The sequence below is a fragment of the Bdellovibrionales bacterium genome (assembly GCA_019750295.1).
Taxonomy (GTDB): domain Bacteria; phylum Bdellovibrionota; class Bdellovibrionia; order Bdellovibrionales; family JAGQZY01; genus JAIEOS01.
In genome coordinates, this window is record JAIEOS010000122.1 from 1 (window position 1) to 2,529 (window position 2,529).

The following is a 2,529-nucleotide window of genomic DNA, read 5'->3' on the forward strand; positions in this document are numbered from 1 at the left end:
ATTTATACTGCGGCCTTGCTTGCGGAGATTCTTGAATCCATAGGTAAAAAAGAAGAGGCGCAAAAAGTGGCGAAAGACGGCTTAGCGAAAGCACCTTCGAGCGTCGATAAGGACTCTGCCACATTTGCTAAAATGGAGTATCTTAAAAAAGTGGCGATGCAGTAGCTATTTTTTAGAATCGGCAGCGTAGATATTTAAGAGCTCAAAGAGAGTGTCCACGGCCGCTAAGCTCGTAATATCCGAGTGATCGTAGGGTGGGGAAACTTCTACGATATCGGCGCCGACCATATTGGGAACCCGCAAACCCCGAAGAATGGTTTGCGTTTCGTAAGTGGTCAGCCCACCAACGACGGGAGTGCCAGTTCCGGGAGCGTAAGCGGGGTCAAGGCAGTCGATATCGAAGGTAATGTAGGCCGGATCTTTTCCGATAATTTTATTAATTTTTTTCGCAATGTTTTCCAGTGGAGCATTACGAATGTCGTTCACTGTGACCACATGGACGCCGTGTTTTTTAACAAAGTCGAGATCATCTTTTCCAGCCAGTGGTCCACGAATGCCCACTTGGCAAAGTTTTTTTCCATCGACAAGGCCCTCTTCAATCGCGTGGCGCATGAAGGCCCCGTGATGGTATTCGCAGCCCCAAGCCGCTGGGTAAGTATCTAAATGCGCATCAAAGTGAATCACTGCCAATGGTTTTTTATATTTCTTATTTAAAGCGCGCAGAATGGGAAGTGTGGTGGAGTGATCACCACCGACCGAGATAAATTTTTTATCTTTCTTAAGAAGTTCTGAAAAATATTTTTCGATGATCTCATAAGTTTTCATAACGTCGATGGGAACAATCGGAACGTCACCAACATCTGCGACTTTGATTTTTTCGATATACGTCATCTGACGTTCCCAGTGATAGATTCGACCGAGGGCCGACATTTCTCTGATTTTTCCTGGGGCAAAGCGCGCGCCGGGGCGATAGGAAAGTGAGCCATCAAATGGGACGCCGACCAGTGCGATATCATAATCGGCCTTGATGGGAACATGAGGTAGCCTAAAGAAAGTTTTGATTCCTGCAAATCGAGGGAGGTCTCGCCCTGATACTGGTTTATATTCCATCTTCGCTCCTGCGTTATTAGGTGTCCGGTGAAGTGGCTTGCTCACTTCCAAAATCCGAATTAAGTTTACGCTCACTCTATGGGGAAGTCCGTAAAAAAAACAAACAGCCGAGAGCGTAAAAATCCCGTTTTACCCGAGTCTAAAAAACTCGCTCAAGTCCTTGTGGATTGGTATGCCCATAACCATCGGGATTTGCCGTGGCGAAAAAGTCGTGATCCCTATAGGATCTGGATTTCGGAGGTCATGTTGCAACAGACGACCTCGCAGGCCGTGATTCCCTATTATCACCGCTTTATGGAAAAATTCCCAACCGTCGACCAATTAGCGGATGCTCCGCTGCCTCAAGTTTTAGAGGCGTGGGCGGGCTTAGGTTATTACTCTCGCGCGCGAAATCTTCATAAAGCCGCGCAGCTTTTATCTCAAAATGGTTTTCCCAAGACGTACTCCGAATTGATAGAGCTGCCTGGCTTTGGCCCTTACACGGCCCGCGCGGTGAGCAGTTTGGCTTTTGATGAGGCTGTCGGAGTGCTTGACGGAAATGTAATTCGCACTCTCAGTCGATACCTCGGGGAAAAGATCGAGTGGTGGTCCACGGCGGGGAGAGATCGATTGCAAACCGCGGCCGATGAATTGGCTCAGGCGAACAACAGCCAAAACGTCAATCAGGCGATGATGGAGATGGGTGCAACGATGTGCACACCCAAAAGTCCCAGTTGTTTTCTTTGCCCATGGAATAAGGGGTGTGAAGCCCGTCGACAAGGTCTCCAAGATCAGCTCCCTTTAAGAAAAGAAAAGAAAGAGGGACTCCGACTTTTGTGGACTCCTTCGATCTTCGTCAAGGATAGAAAAATCGCTCTCGCGGAAAACAACTACGCTCCTTTTTTAAAGAAGGCGAAGATCTTCCCGGGTAAGGTCGAGGTCATCAAAGACAAACCCAAAAACTTTACTTACAAACACAGCATCACGAAGTACGAAATCTTTATTCAGCTTCCTGAGACGTTGCCGACGAAAGTCGAGCCGTCGTCGGACCTGGAATGGATCGCTCTCAAGGATGTCAAAAAGACGGCGCCCTATAACCTTGTTTTAAAAGCTCTCAACCATTTGAAACTCTTAAATAATAACTAAACCAAATCTGATTTTAAAAGGTCCCGGCAAATTTTGCCCGAGGCTGGACTTGCCTTATCGACGGGCTAATGTAAGCTCAAAGTCTATGAAACATTTAATTCTCATCCCTTTTATTCTTTTGGCACAAACCGCTTTCGCAGCTCCTATTCCGTCGGCGGGCGGGAAGTACAAACCGGAATTGGGTGTTTATCGCTCTCCGTCGGGTTTTGAAATTCAAACCGCTTCGAGTGATTGGATTCAGACCGCGCCTCCGAAAAAAACTCGCTATATTGCAACGATGTATCGTTCTCCGAA

The 2,529-nt window shown here is 47.3% G+C and carries 3 protein-coding genes; 2 read left to right on the forward strand and 1 reads right to left on the reverse strand.

Annotated elements, in window-relative coordinates; genetic code table 11:
* Positions 1 to 165 precede the first annotated feature (165 nt).
* Positions 166 to 1,110, reverse strand: a complete 945-nt coding sequence (gene speB / locus K2Q26_14925; protein ID MBY0316811.1) for an agmatinase — start codon at positions 1,108 to 1,110, stop codon at positions 166 to 168.
* Between the two features lie 78 nt (positions 1,111 to 1,188).
* Here speB and K2Q26_14930 point away from each other — a divergent pair, with 78 nt between their 5' ends.
* Together K2Q26_14930 and K2Q26_14935 are read left to right on the forward strand one after the other, a co-directional pair.
* A complete protein-coding gene (locus K2Q26_14930) occupies positions 1,189 to 2,235 on the forward strand; it encodes an A/G-specific adenine glycosylase (protein MBY0316812.1) in 1,047 nt (348 codons plus the stop codon).
* 85 nt (positions 2,236 to 2,320) lie between these two features.
* Positions 2,321 to 2,529: hypothetical protein (locus K2Q26_14935; protein MBY0316813.1), on the forward strand; the 209-nt coding region annotated here is incomplete at its 3' end.